Source organism: Streptomyces sp. NPDC022552, from assembly GCF_055561875.1.
On the sequence record NZ_JBVHGJ010000031.1, the window covers coordinates 1 to 19,225 of the forward strand.

Genomic DNA, 19,225 nt, shown 5'->3' on the forward strand with positions numbered 1-19,225 from the left:
TGGCGCACTTCGCGTACGACGACGAGGAGACCTGCATCGGCGAGGTGCGCTACCTCCTGTCGATGCTGCCGCAGAACAACCGCGAGAACCCGCCGGCCGTGATCTGCGAGGACCCCGCCGACCGTCGCTCCGAGGTTCTCCTCGACCTCGTGCCCGCGAACGGCAACCAGCCGTACGACATGCACAGGGTGATCGAGGAGCTCGTCGACGACGGCGACTACCTGGAGATCCACGAGCGCTGGGCCCGCAACATCATCTGCGTCCTGGCCCGGCTCGACGGTCGGGTCGTCGGCGTCGTCGCCAACCAGCCGCAGTCGCTTGCGGGCGTGCTGGACATCGAGGCGAGCGAGAAGGCGGCGCGCTTCGTCCAGATGTGCGACGCCTTCAACATCCCGATCGTCACGCTCCTGGACGTGCCCGGCTTCCTGCCCGGCGTCGACCAGGAGCACGGCGGGATCATCCGGCACGGCGCGAAGCTGCTGTACGCGTACTGCAACGCGACCGTGCCCCGGATCAGCCTGATCCTGCGCAAGGCGTACGGCGGCGCGTACATCGTCATGGACTCCCAGTCCATCGGCGCCGACCTGACGTACGCCTGGCCCACGAACGAGATCGCGGTGATGGGCGCCGAAGGCGCCGCCAACGTCATCTTCCGCAAGCAGATCGCGGAGGCCGAGGACTCGGAGGCCATGCGGGCGCGCATGGTCAAGGAGTACAAGGCCGAGCTGATGCACCCGTACTACGCCGCGGAACGCGGTCTGGTCGACGATGTCATCGACCCCGCGGAGACGCGCGAGGTGCTGATCCGCTCGCTGGCGATGCTCCGCACGAAGCACGCGGACCTGCCGTCCCGCAAACACGGCAACCCACCCCAGTAGGCGACGAGCGAGCGATGAGCGGTGGGCGTGGCGGCGGTCGTCGGTGACCGCCGCCACCTCGGCGCGGCCAGGAGGTACGTGATGGTGAAGCAGGAGCGAGCGGCCCGTACCCGGCAGGCGTTGATCCGCTCGGCTGCCGAGGTGTTCGCCGAGCAAGGGTTCGCTCGTGCTTCGATCTCCACGATCAGCCTGCGGGCGGGCGTCAGCAACGGCGCCCTGCATTTCCACTTCTCGAGCAAGCGCGCTCTGGCCGAGGCCGTCCAGCAGGAGGCCGCGGACGTCGTGAGGCGGATGACCGACGGCGTCGAGGCTGCCTGCGGCCCTCTCCAGGGAGTGGTCGACGCCACGCACGGGCTGGTGAAGCGACTCGCCGACGACGTCGTCGTACGGGCCGGGTTCGCGCTGTGCGGCGGGCCGGAGGACGGGCCGGGCGGGAGTGATGTCGTCGGCTGTGTCGATCCGCGCCGGGAGTGGCAGGCGTGGATCGAGGGCATGTTGGGCCGGGCGGAGGAGGAGGCCCTGCTCGCCGACGGGGTGTCGACGCGAGGGGCCGCCGAGGCCATCGTGGCGGCGACGGTGGGCTTCGAGGTGCTCGGCGGGCGGGACAGGTCCTGGCTCGACGACGAGACGGTCACGCGGTTCTGGGATCTGATGCTGCCTCCGCTGAGCGCGCGCGATCTCTGAGCGACCTCTGAGGGAACCTCTGGTCGACCCCTGAACGTCCCCCAGATTTAAAACGGCGTGGACGGTTTTTAATTGACAAACCATCCGTGCTGTTTTTTACTCGGGGTGTGGCCGAGTCGTCGGGTCTGCCAGGGCTCGGACTGCCCACCCTCATGCGCGCACAGGGGAGACGCCATGGACATCTCTGTACTGGGCGGACTGGCCGTTCGGGAGAACGGAGTCTCGATCACGCCGACGGCGCCCAAGCCGCGTCAGCTGCTCGCCCTGCTCGCGCTCCATGCCGACCAGGTCGTCTACGTCTCCTCCCTGGCCGAGGAGCTCTGGGGCGCGACGCCGCCGCGCAGTGCGCGAGCCACGCTCCAGACGTACGTGTTGCAGCTGCGGGAAATGATCACCCGTGCCCTCGCACACGACGCCCCCGACGCCCCGCCGCGCACCGCCAAGGACGTCCTCGTCACGGTGCCGGGCGGCTACCTGCTGAACACCTCGGGCGGTTCCAGCGACGTCCGCGAGTTCGAGCGCCTCGCCGGTCTGGGCCACCGGGCCATGGACGCGGGTGACCTGTCGGGCGCGGCCCGGCAGCTGCGCGAGGCCCTGTCGCTGTGGAGCGGGGCCGCACTCGCCGACGTACAGGCCGGGGCCCAGCTGTCGATGGAGACCCGCCGCCTGGAGGAGACCCGGCTCTGCGCGCTGGACCAGCGCATCGAGGCCGATCTGCGGCTGGGCCGTCACCGGGAGCTGCTCGGCGAACTGTCCGTCCTCGTCAGCCTGCACCACACCCACGAGACGCTGCACGGTCAGTTCATGCTCGCGCTGCACCGGTCCGGCCGGCGCACCGAGGCGCTGGAGGTCTACCAGCACCTGCGCCGCGCCCTGGTCAGCGAGCTCGGTCTCGAGCCGTCCGTGGGGCTGCGGCGCCTTCAGCGCTCCATCCTCATGACCACCCCCGAACTCGCCCAGGAGGCCCCGGCGTTCGCCGCCCATGGCGGGGACTCCGTGGCCCGGGTCGGCTGACGACCGCCCGCTCGGAGAAGAAGAGGAAGGGGGGAACGCGCCGATGCAGGCACGGTCCGAACAGACCCGACACAGGCTCATGCGTGCCGGGGCCGAGATGTTCCACCAGAACGGCTATGCCAAGGCGACCCTCGAACAGATCGCGACGGCCGCGGGCATGACCAAAGGGGCGCTGTACTTCCACTTCGCCTCCAAGGACCGACTCGCCGCAGCGGTCGACGAACACGGCCGCGCCATGCTGCGGGAGTTCGTCGAGGAACAGCTGCGTGGCGGGGCCTCACCCGTCCAGGCGCTCGTCGACCTGACCCACTGGCTGGCGCGGACCCTGTACGAGGACCCGGTGATCCGGGCCGGCTTCCGTATCGCCGCCGAGAGCGGTGGCAAGCAGCCGTCGTCCACCGACGTCGCCGCGGCGTGGATCCACGAGATACGCCGACTGCTCGCCCACGCCCGCGAGGCCGGGGAGCTCCGCACCGACCGGGCGACCGATCCGGAGGGGCCGGAGACACTGCTCGCCGCGACCGTCTGTGGCATCGAGGTGCTGTCCGGGACCGGTATGTCGTGCGCCGAACTCCGCCGTCGCGTGGGCGCGTTGTGGGAGCCCCTGCTGTCGGCCCTCGTGCCGCCGGGGGACGAGACCCGCTACCGGACCGCTCCGCCCCGCGCCGCTCCACCCCGTATCGATCCGCCTCCCGTCGGTCCGCCCAGCCCCTCTCCGCACGTCTCGGCGTCACTCGAGCCCCGCTCGACCACCGCCGCCTGACCACGTCCCGCGTCCGGGACGGAGACCTTGGAGTACGCCATGCTCAGTGACCGCCGGCCACCCACAGCCGTCGTGCCCCCTGCCCGAACGGTGCTCGGTTCCGCCGCGCCGACCGCCGCGCCGCCCGACGGCGTGTCGGCGGCACCCGCGGTCGACGTCGTGCCGGTCCTCGCGGACGTGCTCCTGCTGAAGCCCGAGAAGATCGACCCCCGGCAGTCCTTCCGCTCCCTGGGCCTCGACTCCCTTAGGGCCGCGGAGTTCGTGGCGGGCGTCAACGCCCGGTACGGGACACGCATCAAGACCAGCTCGCTGCCCGATCATCCCCAGCCGCTGTCCTTCGCCCGGCACGTGGCCCGCGAGCTGCGGGCGGGCCGCACCGCCGCACCGCGGATCGCCTCCGCCGCCGCGGTACGGCCCGCCGGGGGCCCCGGCCGCGAGGTGCTCGACGTGCTCACCGAGGAGCTCGCGCGCATCCTGTGCTGCGACCCCTGGGACATCGACGCGCGCGCCGGCTTCAACGTGCTCGGCGTCGACTCCGTCATCGGCGCGGAGTTCGTGGCGGCCGTCAACCGTGTCTTCGGCACCCAGGAGCGCAGCGGCGTCCTGTACGACCACCCGAACCCGGCCGCCCTCGCCGCGCACATCGCCCGGATCACCGGCCCGAGGACCGCGCCCCTGGACGTCGAGGCCGTCCTCGACGCCGTACGTGACGACCTGCTCACCGTCGACGAGGCGCTCGCCCTGCTGTCGCGACGCGGCTGAGGGGCCGCCGCGCACCATGGACATACGAGAGATCCTCACCCGGTACAAGGAAGGCTCCCTGGACCGGGGGAGTGCTTCCCAGCTGCTCGGCGCGCTCGCGGTCGGCGAGTTCGAGGCGGTTCCGTCACCGGAGGCGCCCGAGGTGCCCGAGGCGCCCGTCGAGGCCGCTGATGAGCGTGCCTTCGGGGACCTCGCCGACAGCGACACCGACGTCGTCGCCGTCGTCGGTCTGGCCGGGCGCTATCCGCAGGCGGCCGACCTCGACGCCTTCTGGCGGAACCTGACCGAGGGCCGCGACACGGCGACGGAGGGGCCGGTGGACCGCCCGGGAGCGCCGCTCCTCGCCAGCGGGGAGCGCGGGCACTTCCTCGACGCCGTCGACGAGTTCGACCCCGAGTTCTTCGGGCTCACCGAGGCCGAGGCCCGCATGATGGACCCCCAGGAGCGGCTCTTCATGGAGACCGCGTGGGAGGCGCTGGAGGACGCCGGCTGTACGGGTCCCCGGCTCGACGCTCTCGCCGCCCCCGACGGACAGCCGCGGGCCGTCGGCGTGTTCGTGGGCGCCGCCTCCGCCGACTACGCCCTGCTCGCCGCCGAGTCCTGGGCACGCGGCGGACCCCGGACGCCCCACGGCGGGCACTGGGGCATCGCCGGCCGCCTCTCCGCCCAGCTGCGCCTGAGCGGTCCCGCCCAGGCCGTCGACACGAGCTGGTCGTCCGGGATCGTCGCCGTGCACCACGCCGTGCAGGCGCTGCGGCGCGGCGAGTGTGCGGCGGCCGTTGCCGGAGCGGTGGAGCTGCTCCTGCATCCGTCGCGCGCGCGGACGGGCGCGGGCGAAGGCGTGGGTGCGGTGGTGCTCAAGCCGCTGCGGCGGGCGCTGGCCGACGGCGACCAGGTGTACGCCGTCATTCGTGCCACGTCGGCGGGTGGAGCCGTACGGACGGCCGCCCCCGCCGGTTCCGGGCTGCGCGAGACGCGTGGTCCCACCGTGCGCCGGGTGGGCGACGCCGGAGCCGCCACCGGGATCGCCGCGCTGACGTCCGCCGTTCTCCAGCTGTGGCACGGCGTGCTCGCTCCCGTGGGGGACGGGCACGACGCACGGCCGTGGCAGGGGCCTCGGCACGCGCTCGTCGCCTTCACCGAGGACGAGGGCGAGGGAGAGGGGCTCGGGGGTCTTCGGGCGCACCTTGCCGTCGAGGAGTTCGTCCCGTGCGAGTCGCGGGCAGCCGTCGAGGCGCTGCTCGCGCCCGCCTCGCGGGATGCCGTGGAGAACGCCGCGGAGAACGCCGTGGAGCGGGACGAACACGTCCTGCTGTCCGGGCCCACGCCCCGGCACCTCGTCGCGTCCGCGCGGCGGCTGGCCGACTGGCTGGACGGCTCCGGACCGGCCGCCGTGGACCTGCCCGAGCTGGCCCGCGCCCTGCGCGCCGTACGCTCCGCCCACCCCTGCCGCGTCGCCCTCCGAGTCCGTGACGTCCCCCAACTCGTGGCCTCGCTGCGCCGGTTCGCGGCGGACGACGACACCAGGGATCGGCGGGACGGCCGCGCCGATCCGCTCGGCCTGAATGCACTGCCCGAGACCGCGGACTATGTGGCCGCGCTGTGGCGGAGCGGCCACGTCGAGCAGGTGACCGGCCTCTGGCTCTCCGGGGTGGAGGTCGACTGGGTCGCCCTTGAGGGCGGGGCGTCCGGCGGTCGTCGGCACGCCGCGACGCCTCTGCCCGCCTCGGTGTTCCTGCGCCGACCGCTGTGGCTGGAGCTCGACGGGGCGGCACCGGTACGCCAGGAGCGCCACGGATGAACACTGCCGTGGAAACGGCGCCCAGGACGGTCAAGTTGTGGTTCTGCCCGAACGACGAGCTGGCTCCGGGGATCACCGCCACCCTCGCCGCGCACTGGCTGGACGAGCACGAGAAGGAGACCGCCGAGCAGTTCCTGTTCGAGCGCGACCGCCGTCAGTACCTCGTCTCGCACGTGCTCGTGCGCCGGGTCCTGGCCCTCGAATGCGGGATCCCCGAGAGCGAGTCGGTCATCTGGCGCTCCTCGCGCGGGCGGCCGTTCCTGCAGAAGCCGGCGGGCGGGCTCCCGCGTGGCGGCGCCGAGCTGGACTTCAACCTGTCCCACGCCGGTGGGTACAACCTCCTCGGGCTCGTGCGCCACAACAGGATCGGTGTGGACATCGAACGGCTCGACCGCGGCCATCAGGGGCTGGCCACCATCGTCGACACCTTCGCGCCCGAGGAACGGCGGTGGATCGCGCGGGTGGAGCCCGGCCGGGCCAGGGACGTACGGATCCTGCGCCTGTGGACGCTGAAGGAGGCGTACTCCAAGGCTCGCGGCCTGGGACTCGGTCTGTCCTTCGACACCTTCTCCTTCGACCTGGCCGAGGACTGCGGGGTGCTGGGCTTCGGGGCGCCCGACGACGACGTGGCGTGGCGGTGGCGGTTCCTGGAGCTGAAACCGGTGCCGGGCGTGCTGGCAGCCGTCGCCATCATGGCGGACGGCGGCGAGGAACCGACGCTGGAGCTGCACCACGGCTTCCCCTGGGCCCGGTCCGCCCCACGGGTGCTCGCCGTCCCGGGGCCCGCGCGGACGGTGCGCTGAGCGGGCTATGGGCTGAGTGGGCGATGGGCGCGTGCGCTGCCCGGTCGAGAGCCGCCCGGGCCGTGCTTCAGAGTCGCTGGAGGAAAACGGCATGTCGCGCCCCGGCCACTACCGTGCCGGGAGGGAGTCTGCCATCCTCCGATGTCTGCCCTCGTCGTGACCGGAGTCCGCGCACGCGACCGGAGCGAGGGGGTGGTCCTCCTTTCGGGGGCCGATGGCGCGGCGCCGGTCGCACCGAGACCTGGGAGGAGGAAGGGCCGTCACAGCCCGACGTGTCGATGACCGACGACCGTGACGCCGACTTCCGTGGCGCCGACTTCCGCGACGACTCCCGTGACGCCGACTTCCGTCACATCGACTTCCGTCACACCGACTTCCGTGGTGCCGACTTCCGTGACGTCGTTGCCGGGCGCGGTGCCGAGGCCCTTCGTCCGAGCGGATCAGCCTTCGGCGCGTCGCGGGGCGAGGTGGCGACGACCGTGGTCGTCGACCCCGGGCGGCCGCCCTACGACGCCCCGCCGGTGCTCGAGTTGCGAGGGCCGATGACCGAGGGGCGGGTGGCGGCGGTGCTCGAGCGTGCTGCCACGGGGTGGTCCGGGGCGCGGGCCGGGTCGGGGCGTTGGGAGCACCGGCTGGAGCGGCTGGGGCCCGGCCATCATCTGCTGCACGTGGCGGGCACGGCCGACGGGAGCGCGTTCCCGGCGGGGCTCGTCGCGGATCTGCTCACCTCCCCTGACACGTCCGGCGTTCCGCTCGGTCCGGCCCAGCTCGCACTGCTGCGGCGCGGGGAGTCCGGGCCCGAGAGGCACCCGGTCGTGCTGATCGACGCACCCGAACCGCTCGACCCGGCGCGGGTCGACAGCGCCCTGCGCGCGCTCGTCGGGTCGCACCCCCTGCTCGGTGCCCGGATCGGCGCGCACGCCCGGGGCAGGATCCACGCGGTCCCGCCCGTGTACGAGGCAGTGTGCACCGTCGCCGACGTCAGCCTGGCGCGCGAGGCGGCGGCCGTCGCCGAAGCGAGCCGCCGGCTCGACCCGGCGGCCGGCCGCACCCTGGGGGCCGTACTCCTGCGCAAGCGGCGCCGGCTCGCGCTCGTCGCCCATGAACTCGTCGCCGACGCGGCGTCGACGGCGATCCTGCGGACCCGTCTCAGCGCTCTCCTGCTGGAGGGTGAGGAGGCCCCCGGCGCGGAGGGCGCGCGGTACACCGAATGGGTCGCCTCGTTGCCCGCCGTGGCCGCCGACCCTGCCACGACCGCCCGTTGGCGTACGGTCGCCGAGGGCCGTGCCGCCGCTTCCGCGTTCCGTCCCCGTGCCCCCCTTCCGGACGCCGCCCCCACCCGCCACCCCGGCTTCGTCCTGCGCAAGGCGGCCACCGCGCGTCTGACCGACGTTCTGCCGGGCCGTTTCGGCCTCACTCCGGTCCAGCTGCTCACCGGAGCCGTGGGGCTGGCCCTGGCCCGGTGGCGCGGTGCCGGACACGCGTCGTTCGACGTCCACACCGACGGTCGTCAGGACAGCCCCGCCCTCGCCCGGACCGTCGGGCCGCTCGCGGAGACCGAGCCCGTCCTCCTCATGGATGCCGCCCCCGGCGGGGACGCCGGGGACTTCGTCGACCGGGCCGCCCGGAGCCTCGCCGCCGTCGGCCGCGCCTCGTTCGCCGCGTGCCGCGAACACGCGCCCGACCCCGCGCTCCGGCTCGTGCTGCGCGAACTCGTCCCCGTACTGGCGCGGTTCACCCCTGCGTCCGTGTCGCCGGGGCCTCGGCCTGTCGTCCCGTACGTGCTCGACCTCACCGCACGCGTAGTGGCGGGCGGGCGGCTGCGGCTCGGGCTCGACTGGCTCCCCGCTCCCCGCGACGGCGTCACCGAGGAGTCCGTCGACCACCTCCTCGACGTACTGCGGGAGGTCCTGGAGGAGCTGGCGCAGAGCGGCGACGGGTCGCTCGCCGCGACGCGTCACATCGCCCCTTCGCGTTCCGTCGCGGCGACCCCGCTGCAGCGCGAGCTCCTTGCCGACGCCGACGCCCATCCTGGTACCGGTCGTCAGATCGAGCAGCTCAGCTGGACGTGGCACGGGCCGCTGGACACCGTACGGTTTACCGCGGCCTGGCAGTCGGTCTTCGACCACGAGGCGGTGCTGCGGTCGTCCTTCGACGCCGCGGCCGAGGCCCGCGTGGTCATCCACGACCGGGTCGTGCCCGAGGTGGTACGGCTGTCTCCCAGGGAGTCGTCCTGGGCCGACATCCTCGCGGGCGACCGCCGGCGCGGCCTCGACCCGCGCTCCCCGGGCCCGTTGCGGGTCACTCTGCTCGGCGGCCCGCCGGCCGTCGACCCGGACGACGGGCCCGGGGCACCCACCCGCGTCCTGGTCACCTACCACCGCGCGATGCTCGACACCTGGAGCGTGCGGCTGCTCCTGGAGGCGTTCTACCGGGCCTACGTGGCCGGCGGCACCCTGCCCGGCGGCGACCGGCGCCCCGACCTGCGCGACCACGCGCACTGGCTCGCCGGTCAGGATCTCACCGCGGCGCGGGACTTCTGGCAGAGCGTGGCGCCGGTGCCCGGCGCCGCGTCCTTGGTGACCGCCGACCCGGCGCCGCCGCCCGTCGCCGAGGGGTCCGGCACGGGCCGGACCCGGCTGCGGCTCACCGCCGCCGAAGCGGCCCGCCTGCGGGCGTGGGCGGCCCGGTGGGGCGCCGCGGAGAGCGGGGCGCTCCAGGCCGTGTGGGCGCTGCTCCTGTACCGCGCGGCGGGGGTTGCGGGGCCGATGCCGGTGCGTTTCAGCGTCGCCGTCACGGGCCGGGGGATCCCGCTCGACGGGGTGGAGCGCCTGCCGGGCGCCCTGTGCAACCCGGTGCCCGTATCGGTCGAGGTCGACCCGTGCGCAACCGTGCCCGAACTGCTGGCCCGCCTTCGCGACCGGGCGATCGACCTGACGGCGTACGAGTGGGTGTCGGCGGGCCAGATCCGCGGCTGGACGGATTCGGGGGTGAAGTCAGACGCCGATTCCGGGCGGGGGGCATCCTCCGCACCTACCTCGGACAGCCTGCTCGTCTTCGAGAGCCTGCGCCGTTCCCCCGAGGGTCTTCAGCCCTCGCTCGCCGCGCTCGGCGTCCGCGTGGAGCCCCCCGAGACGACGGGCGCCGCGACCGCGTTCCCGGTCACGCTCGTCGCGCACGACGACGAGGGCGGCGGCCTGGTTCTGACCGTCGATCACGACCGTAACCGGCTCGCGGACGCCTCCGGCGTACTGGCGCACTGCGCCCGTCTGCTGCGCGCGCTCCCCGACCGGGCCGACGACGTCACGACCGTCGCCCGGCTCCTCGACGCCCTCCCCGGCGCGACGGACCCGGAAGCGGCGTTCGTCACCCTGCGGCCCGGTACGGGCGGGGTCGTCTGCCTGGTGCCCTCACCGGACACGCCCCACGCCTGGTACGCGCGGCTCGCCCGGCTCTACTCCGGGCCCGAGGCCCTGATCCTGCTGCACCCGACGCCCGAAGGCGCCCGCGCCTGGTTCGAGGCGCTGCGCCCGATGGTCGCCGAGGGGCGGCTGCCGGCGCTCGGCGCCTTCTCGGGCGGGGGAGCGGGGGCGTACGAGCTGGCCCGCCTGGCCGCCGCGGCAGGCGCCCGCCCGCCGGCGGTCGTGCTCGGGGTGGGGGGCGGGAGCGACGACTCCGTACGCGAGTTGGCCCTCCTCCTGGGCCGGGCGGCGGCCCGGCGCGCGGAGGGGCCCTGAGGCTCGGTCCATGGACGGTGCCCCGACGACGTCGGCACCGTCCTGCCCCTGTCACGCCTGCTACCACCCTGCTACCTTGTGGGGCATGGGTAGCACGAAGAAGCAGACGCAGCTCCGGCTGGAGCCGGATGTGCTCGCCGCCGGCAAGGATGCCGCAGCCGCCCGCGGCCTGGACTTCAACCGGTACGTGGAGCGGCTTATCGCCGAGGACACCACCGGCGCCCGGGCGGCCGGCATGGCGGCCGCCCAGCGCCTCATCGACTCCCACGGCGACTTCCTGGCCGGCCTGGAAGCCGACCTGAACGAGCGGCACGCCCCCGCGCGGAAGTCCCGGGGCGCCGCTGCGTGAGCATGTCCCTCCACGTCGACCTGACGTGGGTCCTGGAGGTCGCCGAACGCGCCGGCCACCGCGACCCGGCCCCCGATGATCTCGGGGTCCCCATGGCGGCGGTCGCCCGGCACCGCGCGGAGCTCCTCGAACAGCCCGTGTACGGGGGTCCGTACGCCCGGGCCGCCGCTCTCGTGCACACGCTCGGCCGCTGCCGTTGGCTGGAGCGGTCCAACCTGACGGTGGCCTGCGCGGTCGCGGTGATGTACCTCCATGCGAGCGGGATCCCGGCCGAGCCCAGCCGGGAGCAGCTCACCACCCTGGCCGAGGAGCTGTACGACCCCCGCTGCACGGCCCCCGGCATCGCGGAACTGCTGCGCACCTGGCGCGTGTAGGGCTCGCCGCTCCGCGCCCGCTAGCGCGCGGCGTCCGCCAGGGGACGCGTCAGCGGCTCCCACCAGGCACGGTTGTCCCGGTACCAGGCGATCGTGCGGTCGAGTCCGTCCTCGAACCGGTGGAGCGGGGACCAGCCCAGCTCGGACCGGATCTTGCCCGAGTCCACCGAGTACCGCAGGTCGTGTCCCTTGCGGTCGGGGACCGCCAGCACTCTGCTCCAGTCCGCCCCGCACGCGCTGAGCAGACGTTCCGTCAGCTGCCGGTTGGACAGCTCCTGTCCGCCGCCGATGTTGTAGACCTCACCGGCTCGCCCGTCGCGCAGGATCGCGAACAGCGCGCGGCAATGGTCCTCCACGTGGAGCCAGTCCCGCACGTTGAGCCCGTCGCCGTAGAGCGGGACGGTGCCGCCGTCCAGCAGGGACGTGGTGAACAGCGGGATGACCTTCTCGGGGAACTGGTAGGGGCCGTAGTTGTTCGAGCACCGGCTGACCCGTACGTCGAGCCCGTGGGTGCGGTGGTACGCGAGCGCGAGCAGGTCGGAGGACGCCTTCGACGCGGCGTACGGAGAGGTGGGGTGCAGCGGCTCCTCCTCCGTCCACGATCCCTCCGCCACCGAGCCGTACACCTCGTCGGTGGACACGTGCAGGAAGGCCGGGGTGCGCTCCCGGAGCGCCGCGTCCAGCAGCGTCTGCGTGCCCAGGACGTTGGTGCTGACGAACTCGCCGGCGCCCGCGATGGAGCGGTCCACGTGGGACTCGGCGGCGAAGTGCACCACCGCGTCGTGACCGGGCACGAGCCTGCCCAGGAGCGCCGCGTCCCGGATGTCGCCGTGGACGAACTCGAGCCGCCGGTCCCCGGCCACCGGCGCGAGGTTCTCGCGGTTGCCGGCGTAGGTGAGGGCGTCGAGCACGGTGACGGACGAGACCGGGACGGGTGCCTCAGGGCCGAGCGCCATCCGGACGAAGCACGAACCGATGAAACCGGCACCACCGGTGACGAGAATTCTCATGGCGTGATCTGTACCTTGCTGTGGTCGCCGAGGACGAGACGGTGGCTGCGCGGGAGGGTCTCCGCGCGCGTCACCTGGACCTCCCTGCCGATCACCGAGGACTCGATCCTGCCGACGCCCCTGATCGACGAACTCTCCAGCACGATCGAGAACTCGATCTCACTGGCGTCGATCACGCAGTTCCCCGCCACGGACGTCGAGGGCCCTATGTACGAGGCGGTCACCTCCGTGCCGGCGCCGATCACGGCCGGGCCGACGATCCGCGACCGCGACACCACGGCGCCCGGCTCGATCCGGACCCTGCCGATGATCTCGCTCTCCGCGTCCACGTCCCCGTCCACGCAGGGCTCAAGCAGGTCCAGCACCGCGCGGTTGGCCTCCAGCAGCTCGTTGATGCCGCCGGTGTCCTTCCAGTAGTTGCTGATCATGCTCGAGCGTACGGTACGACCCTGGTCGAGGAGCCACTGGATGGCGTCGCTGATCTCCAGCTCGCCGCGCGCCGACGGGTCGATGGACCGTACGGCCTCGTGCACCGCGGGGGTGAAGAGGTAGATGCCGACGACGGCGAGATCGCTGGCCGGGTCCCGGGGCTTCTCCTCCAGCCGGATCACCTGCCCGTCGGGGGCGACGTCCGCCACGCCGTAGACGGTGGGGTCCTCCACGCGCGCCAGCATGATGCCGACGTCGGGCCTCTCGGCATGGAAGTCGCGGACCAGGTCGTGGATGCCGCCGATGATGAAGTTGTCGCCCAGGTACATGACGAAGTCGTCCTCGGCGAGATAGTCGCGGGCCACCAGGACCGCGTGCGCCAGACCGAGCGGCTCGTCCTGCTGGATGTAGGTGATCTTGGCTCCGAAGGCGCTGCCGTCGCCGAGCGCGGTTCTGATCTCCTCGGCGGTGTCGCCCACGATCACGCCGATGTCGGTGATGGAGGCGTCCACGAGCGTCTCGATGCAGTAGTGGAGCACGGGTTTGTTGGCCACCGGGACGAGTTGTTTGGCGCCGGTGTGGGTGAGCGGGCGCAGCCTGGTTCCGTAGCCGCCCGCGAGTACGAGTGCCTTCATGACGTATCGTCCTTGCCCTGCCTCGACCCCCACGGAGCAAACGGGCGGGAAAAACCCGGGTCGTGACGGGGGACTGTCACGACCCGGTGCCTCGACGGGCTCATGTGATGTCGGCGCGGAACGCTGAGCCTCACCGGAAGCTACGCAGGTACGACCACCGGCGGAAACCCCTACCCTTCGGGTCTCACCGGGTGTTCGGCTGTTCCGCAGCGCACCCCGTGGACGTAGGGGTTGAGGCTAGGGGTGCGTCTCGCCGTAGCGTGACGGTCGGGGCGGACGGGCCGCCCCACGCGCGGTGGGGTGACGGATGTCGGAACTCGAGGCGGAGCGCAGAGCGCGTTACCAGGCGACGGTCGTGCAGGAGTACCTGCGCAGAACGGCCGAGGAAGGTGACCCGTACGCCGCCATCCTGCTGGTCCCCGACAGTCCCTACCCGCTCTACGAGCAGCTCCGCGCGCGCGGGGCGCTCCACCGCAGCGCGGTCGGCGCCTGGACGACGGCCAGCCACCGTGTCGCCAACCAGATCCTGCGGGACCGGCGCTTCGGCGTCCGTACGGCAGACGGTGCCAAGCCCCCGGAGTTCATGCAGTTCGACAACTCCATGCTCGGACTCGACCCGCCCGACCACACCCGTCTCCGCCGGCTCGCCACCCCCTCGCTCAACCCGCGCAGGCTCGCCCACTGGCAGCCGCACGTCGAGCGGTTCACCGGCGAACTGATCGACGAGATGCTGGCGGGTCGCGACCAGGTCAACTTCATGAGGGCCTTCGCCCAGCAGCTCCCGCTGCGCGTGATCGGCGATCTGGTCGGCATCCCGCCCCGCCACCGGCAGCTGTTCTTCCGGCTCAGCCGCCGCATGGCCTACCTGCTCGACGGCGTGGCCACCGTCCAGGCCGCGCGGGGCGCGGCGGCGGCCATCGAGGAGATGACGGTGATGTTCCACGACATCATCGCCGAGCGGAAGGCCGACCCGCGCGAGGACCTGATCAGCGATCTGCTCCCGGCGGTCGAGGACGGACGGCTGACCATGGACGAGATGGTCCCGCTGTGCATGTTCCTTCCGCTGGCCGGTACCGAGACCACCGTCAACCTGATCGGCAACGGACTCCTGGCGCTCCTGGAGAACCCCGAGCAGTGGGACATGCTGATCGCCGATCCGTCGCTGGCGCCCGCTGTCGTACGCGAGACCCTGCGCCACGACCCGCCGGTGCAGCAGTACCGCAGGATCGCGCACACCGATCTCGAACTGGAGGGCGAGCTGATCGCCGCCGGCGAGGAGGTGGCGATCTGCGCGGGCGGGACCAACCGGGACCCCGAGGTCTATCCCGACCCCGGCCGGTTCGACATCACGCGAGACCCCGGGCCGGAGAACCTGGCCTTCTCGGCGGGTATCCACTTCTGCCTCGGCGCCGCGCTGGCCCGGATGGAGGCGGAGACCGCTCTTGCCGCGCTCGCCGCCCGAGTGCCGGGGATCCACCGGGCCGGGCCGGTGCGCCGACGCGGGTCGTTCATCATTCGCGGGATGCTCCAGTTCCCCGTCGGTCTGCGCTGAGCACCGCGGGCCGCGGTGGCGGGCCCGTGGGCCGCGGCGGGCCGCGGTTGCGGCCCCGTCCGGGGCGTGAGCGGGCGAGATAAGGGGCGGTCCCACCGGGTAGGGGTTGCCCGCCTTCCAGGGCCGTCCATAGCGTCGCGGACGCGGATGTCCTGAATACGGCACCCGCGGCATGGCGGCTCCGGGTGGACCGTGGCCGAGCGGCAGCCTGGGAGGTACCGGGAAAATGGCAGAAGACGAGACGCTCCGGGACTACCTCAAGCTGGTCACGCTCGACCTGCGCAGGACCAAGCAGAAACTGCGCGACCGGGAGGCCGCCGATCAGGAGCCGATCGCGATCATCGGCATGAGCTGCCGCTACCCGGGCGACATCCAGACGCCCGAGGACCTGTGGCGGCTGGTGGCCGAAGGACGCGACGCGATCTCCGGCTTCCCCACGGATCGCGGATGGGACCTCGCCAGGCTCTTCGACGGCGATCCGGACCGCGAGGGCCACAGCTATGCGCGTGAGGGCGGATTCGTCCACGACGCGACCGCGTTCGACGCCGACTTCTTCGGTGTCTCCCCGCGTGAGGCACTGGCCATGGACCCGCAGCAGCGCCTGCTGCTGCGCGCGGCCTGGGAGGCGTTCGAGGACGCCGGCATCGACCCCCAGTCGGTCCGGGGCACCCGCGCCGGCGTGTTCGCGGGCAGCAACGACCAGAGCTATCTGCGCCTGCTGGCGGGCGAACCGGGAACCGCCGGACATCAGTTGACCGGGGGCGCGACCGCCGTGATCTCCGGCCGGGTCGCCTACACCATGGGCCTGGAGGGGCCCGCGGTGACCGTGGACACCGCGTGCTCGTCGTCGCTCGTCGCCCTGCACCTGGCCTGCCAGTCGCTGCGTAGCGGTGAGAGCACCCTGGCGCTGGCCGGTGGCGTCACCGTCATGGCCACACCCGGCGTCTTCACCGAGTTCAGCCGCCAGCGCGGGCTCGCGGCCGACGGCCGCTGCAAGTCCTTCGCCTCCGCGGCCGACGGCACCGGCTGGTCCGAGGGCGTCGGCGTCCTCCTGCTGGAGCGGCTCTCCGACGCCGAGCGCAACGGCCACGAGGTCCTGGCCCTGGTGCGCGGCTCGGCCGTCAACCAGGACGGTGCCTCCAACGGGCTCACCGCCCCCAACGGCCCCTCCCAGCAGCGCGTCATCCTCCAGGCGCTCGTCGGCGCCCGTCTCTCCCCGTCCGACGTGGACGTGGTCGAGGCGCACGGTACGGGCACGAAGCTCGGCGACCCGATCGAGGCGCAGGCACTCCTCGCCGCCTACGGCCAGGACCGGCCCGAGGGACGCCCGATGCTGCTCGGCTCGGTCAAGTCCAACATCGGGCACGCGCAGGCCGCGGCGGGCGTCGCCGGCGTCATCAAGATGGTGCAGGCGCTCCGACACGAGCAGCTGCCCCGCACCCTGCACGTGGACGAGCCGTCCGCGCAGGTGGACTGGTCGGCGGGCGAGGTGGAGCTGCTGACCGAAGCGCGAGCCTGGCCCCGCGGTGAGCGGCCGCGCCGGGCGGGTGTCTCCTCCTTCGGCGTCAGCGGCACCAACGTCCACACCATCATCGAGGAGGCTCCCCAGACCCCCGTCGACGAGGAGTCGACCGCGGCGGGGGCCGATGCCGGGCCCGTGGCGTGGCCGCTGTCCGGTCGCTCCGCCGACGCGCTGCGCCGACAGGCGACCCGGCTCCTGCCGGTGGCCGCCCAGGCGGAACCGGCGGACCTGGCGTACTCGCTGGCGACGGGGCGGGCGGCGTTGGAGCATCGCGCTGTCGTCATCGGTGGCGACCGTGAGGAGCTGTCGGCCGGGTTGCGTGCGCTGGCTGCGGGGGAGTCCTCGGCGCAGGTCGTCTCCGGTGTGGTGCGCGGCGGGAAGACGGCGTTCCTGTTCTCGGGTCAGGGTGCGCAGCGGGTCGGTATGGGGCGTGAGCTGTACGGCGCCTTCCCGGTGTTCGCCGACGCCTTCGACGCGGTGTGTGCGCGGGTGGATCTCGAACGGCCGCTGCGTGACGTCGTGTTCGAGGACGCTGAGGCGCTGGACCGCACCGTCTATGCGCAGGCCGGACTGTTCGCGGTCGAGGTGGCGTTGTTCCGGCTGGTGGAGTCCTGGGGTGTCACCCCGGACGTGCTCGTGGGCCACTCGATCGGTGAGCTTGCTGCCGCGCATGTGGCGGGGGTGCTGTCGCTGGACGACGCGTGCCGTCTGGTGTCGGCGCGTGGTCGGTTGATGGACGCGTTGCCGTCGGGCGGTGCGATGCTGGCCGTGGAGGCGGCCGAGGGTGAGCTGGAGCTGCCCGAGGGTGTGGACCTTGCGGCCGTCAACGGGCCGACCTCGGTGACCGTTTCGGGCGACGCGGACGCGATCGGCGCGCTGGAGGAGCGGCTCCGGGCGGAGAACGTACGGGTGAAGCGACTCACCGTCTCCCACGCGTTCCACTCGCACCTGATGGAGCCGATGCTCGACGAGTTCGCGTCCGTCGCGAAGTCGCTGACGTACCACTCTCCGACGATCCCGGTCGTCTCCACCGCCCCCGGGGACCTGGCCACTCCGGAGTACTGGGTCGGTCAGATCCGTGAGCCGGTCCGGTTCGCCGACGCGGTCGCCTCCCTCACCGACATCCGCACCTTCCTCGAACTCGGCCCGGACGGCACCCTTTCCGCGCTCGTCCCGTACGTCGTCGAGGACGCCACCGCCGTCCCCGCCCTTCGCTCGGGCCATGACGAGCCGACCGGCCTGCTGAGGGCCCTCGCGGGTCTCCATGCGCGCGGCGCGGACCTCGACCGGGCCGCCGTGTTCGCGCGCGGTGGTGGCCGGCGCATCGCGCTGCCCACCTACGCCTTCGCCGCCGACCGCTACTGGCCGTCCGGGGTCTCCTGGGCGGGCGATGTCACGTCCGCCGGTCTCGGCGTCACCCATCACCCACTCCTGGGCGCGGGCATCGCGCTCGCGGAGGACGACGGGTACCTCTTCACCGCCCGGCTCTCCCCGGTCGCCCAGCCCTGGCTCGCGGAGCACCGCGTGCACGGCCGGATCGTGCTGCCCGGCACGGCGTTCGTGGACCTGGCGGTGCGTGCCGGTGAGCAGGCGGGCACCGAGCAGCTGGACGAGCTGGTCCTGGAGGCGCCGCTGACCGTTCCCGAGGACGGCGGCGTGCAGGTGCAGCTGGCGGTGGGCGCTGCCGATGACGAAGGCAGGCGCAGCGTCACCGTGCACTCGCGGCGCGAGGACGGCGCCGCCGGCGACGGCTGGCCCGACCGCCCCTGGACGCGGCACGCCGTCGGCGTCCTCGCGCCCCGGCCCCGGGTCGTCGCCGAGGACCCCGAACTCGTCGGTGTGTGGCCGCCCCAGGACGCCGCTCCCGCCGACCCGACCGAGCTCTACGAGCGGCTCGGGGCCGCCGGTCTCGAGTACGGCGAGCTGTTCCGTGGCGTCACCTCCGCGTGGACGCGTGGCGAGGACGTCTTCGCCGAACTCGCCCTGCCCGAAAGCGCCGCCACCGGCTTCGGGCTCCATCCGGCGCTTCTCGACGCCGCGCTCCAGTCGGCCGCCGTACGCGGTGACGACGGCGAGGCGGGCCTGCCCTTCTCCTGGACCGGGGTGGTGCTCTGGGCGTCCGGGGCGACCGGCCTGCGGGCCAGGATCTCGCCCGCGGACGGCGGGGACGGTCTCCGGATCCTGGCGGTCGACCCCGCCGGCAGCCCGGTCGTGACCGTGGACCGTGTGGTCACCCGGCCGGCGCCCGCGCTCGGCGACGAGCCGCTGCGGGTCGACGACCTCTACCAGCTGGACTGGATGCCGGTCCCGACGGCCGGGCCCGAGCCCGGTGGACTCGCCCAGTTCGGGAGCGGGGAGCCGCTCGTCACCAGGGCGGGCACGCTCGACGACCTCGCCGACAGCGGACCGACGCCCACCCATCTGGTGCTGTCCGCCTGCCCGGACGCGCCTGCCCGCACCGACGCGCAGGCCGTGCTCGCGCGGACCACCGAGGTGCTCGGACAGCTGCGGACCTGGCTCGCCGACGAGCGGTACGCCGGCACCACCCTGATCGTGGCCACCCGTGGCGCCGTGCAGGCGGACCCCGCCGACACCCTGCCGGACGTGGCGGGAGCCGCCGTGTGGGGCCTCGTGCGCTCGGCGCAGTCGGAGCACCCCGACCGGATCGTGCTGGTCGACCTCGACACGGCCGAAGGCGACGACGACCGGGCGCTCGCCCGCGCCGTCGCCTCCGGCGACCCGCAGACCGCCGTACGCGGCACCACTGTGCTCGCGGCACGCCTGATGAAGGCCCGGCCCGGCCTCGTACCGCCCGCCGAGGGGGCGTGGCGGGTGGGGGTGTCGGTGCGGGGTGCGGTGGAGAACGTGGCTTTGGTGGCGGCGCCGGATGTGGTGGAGCCGTTGGGTGTGGG

Annotated in this window: 14 protein-coding genes; 12 read left to right on the forward strand and 2 right to left on the reverse strand. The window is 73.2% G+C overall.

The window, feature by feature from the left end; translation table 11 throughout:
- The 10 genes from ACZ3OF_RS35785 to ACZ3OF_RS35830 all read left to right on the forward strand — a co-directional run.
- A partial coding sequence (locus ACZ3OF_RS35785) for an acyl-CoA carboxylase subunit beta (protein ID WP_467309027.1) occupies positions 1–878 on the forward strand: 878 nt, incomplete at its 5' end.
- A gap of 27 nt (positions 879–905) precedes the next feature.
- Positions 906–1,562, forward strand: a complete 657-nt coding sequence (locus tag ACZ3OF_RS35790) for a ScbR family autoregulator-binding transcription factor (RefSeq protein WP_361682040.1) — start codon at positions 906–908, stop codon at positions 1,560–1,562.
- Positions 1,563–1,736: 174 nt separating this feature from the next.
- Positions 1,737–2,576 carry an AfsR/SARP family transcriptional regulator gene (locus ACZ3OF_RS35795; protein WP_361682043.1) on the forward strand — a complete coding sequence of 280 codons (840 nt, stop codon included), beginning with the start codon at positions 1,737–1,739 and terminating at the stop codon, positions 2,574–2,576.
- A gap of 43 nt (positions 2,577–2,619) precedes the next feature.
- Complete coding sequence (locus tag ACZ3OF_RS35800; RefSeq protein WP_467309030.1) at positions 2,620–3,339, forward strand: ScbR family autoregulator-binding transcription factor; 720 nt, start codon at positions 2,620–2,622, stop codon at positions 3,337–3,339.
- 39 nt (positions 3,340–3,378) lie between these two features.
- The gene (locus ACZ3OF_RS35805; protein WP_467309032.1) at positions 3,379–4,101 is read left to right on the forward strand and encodes an acyl carrier protein; all 723 of its coding nucleotides are present in this window, start codon (positions 3,379–3,381) and stop codon (positions 4,099–4,101) included.
- A gap of 16 nt (positions 4,102–4,117) precedes the next feature.
- Positions 4,118–5,902, forward strand: a complete 1,785-nt coding sequence (locus ACZ3OF_RS35810) for a beta-ketoacyl [acyl carrier protein] synthase domain-containing protein (protein ID WP_467309034.1) — start codon at positions 4,118–4,120, stop codon at positions 5,900–5,902.
- Complete coding sequence (locus tag ACZ3OF_RS35815; RefSeq protein WP_361682055.1) at positions 5,899–6,705, forward strand: 4'-phosphopantetheinyl transferase family protein; 807 nt, start codon at positions 5,899–5,901, stop codon at positions 6,703–6,705. The genes ACZ3OF_RS35810 and ACZ3OF_RS35815 overlap by 4 nt, the downstream gene beginning before the upstream one ends.
- 278 nt (positions 6,706–6,983) lie before the next feature.
- Complete coding sequence (locus ACZ3OF_RS35820) at positions 6,984–10,442, forward strand: condensation domain-containing protein (protein ID WP_467309036.1); 3,459 nt, start codon at positions 6,984–6,986, stop codon at positions 10,440–10,442.
- A gap of 85 nt (positions 10,443–10,527) precedes the next feature.
- The gene (locus ACZ3OF_RS35825) at positions 10,528–10,791 is read left to right on the forward strand and encodes a hypothetical protein (protein ID WP_361682061.1); all 264 of its coding nucleotides are present in this window, start codon (positions 10,528–10,530) and stop codon (positions 10,789–10,791) included.
- Positions 10,792–10,793: 2 nt separating this feature from the next.
- The gene (locus ACZ3OF_RS35830) at positions 10,794–11,165 is read left to right on the forward strand and encodes a fic family toxin-antitoxin system, toxin component (RefSeq protein WP_361682076.1); all 372 of its coding nucleotides are present in this window, start codon (positions 10,794–10,796) and stop codon (positions 11,163–11,165) included.
- A 20-nt stretch (positions 11,166–11,185) separates the two neighbouring features.
- On the opposite strand, the gene rfbB is transcribed toward ACZ3OF_RS35830, so the two are convergent.
- Positions 11,186–12,175, reverse strand: coding sequence for a dTDP-glucose 4,6-dehydratase (rfbB, locus tag ACZ3OF_RS35835; protein ID WP_361682064.1), 990 nt, complete (start codon positions 12,173–12,175; stop codon positions 11,186–11,188).
- The gene (locus tag ACZ3OF_RS35840; protein WP_361682067.1) at positions 12,172–13,239 is read right to left on the reverse strand and encodes a glucose-1-phosphate thymidylyltransferase; all 1,068 of its coding nucleotides are present in this window, start codon (positions 13,237–13,239) and stop codon (positions 12,172–12,174) included. Before ACZ3OF_RS35840 ends, rfbB begins: the two co-directional genes overlap by 4 nt.
- Positions 13,240–13,546: 307 nt before the next feature.
- Here ACZ3OF_RS35840 and ACZ3OF_RS35845 point away from each other — a divergent pair, with 307 nt between their 5' ends.
- Positions 13,547–14,791 carry a cytochrome P450 gene (locus tag ACZ3OF_RS35845; protein WP_467309040.1) on the forward strand — a complete coding sequence of 415 codons (1,245 nt, stop codon included), beginning with the start codon at positions 13,547–13,549 and terminating at the stop codon, positions 14,789–14,791.
- Positions 14,792–15,017: 226 nt separating this feature from the next.
- The coding region (locus ACZ3OF_RS35850; RefSeq protein WP_467309042.1) for a type I polyketide synthase at positions 15,018–19,225 on the forward strand (4,208 nt) is incomplete at its 3' end.